General features: G+C 70.2%; 1 protein-coding gene. It reads left to right on the forward strand.

Annotation, left to right across the window (positions count from 1 at the left end; genetic code table 11):
- Positions 1-259: hypothetical protein (locus FQ664_RS26010; RefSeq protein ID WP_218570424.1), on the forward strand; the 259-nt coding region annotated here is incomplete at its 5' end.
- Positions 260-275 lie beyond the last annotated feature (16 nt).

Genomic DNA, 275 nt, shown 5'->3' on the forward strand with positions numbered 1-275 from the left:
TATCAGTGTCGTGCTGGTCACCGCCACAGTGGCTGCTGGATTAGCCAGCACAGTTCCCGCTCCGGTGCGCTGGGCCGACGCCGTCTCCCCCCTCAACCCGGCCCTGCGGGCGGTGCAGGCCGTGGTGGCCGGCCAGAATCCCGCGTTTGGGTCCTTAGTGGCCGTCGTGGCTTGGGCCGTGGTGGCTCTGGTGGCCAGCATGGGGGCGGTGGGGCGGCGTCGCCAGACCAGCGCGAAGGCGCTGCTGGGCTCGGGGTAGCCGATCGATCTACAGT

The organism is Pseudomonas persica (assembly GCF_900291015.1).
GTDB lineage: Bacteria > Pseudomonadota > Gammaproteobacteria > Pseudomonadales > Pseudomonadaceae > Aquipseudomonas.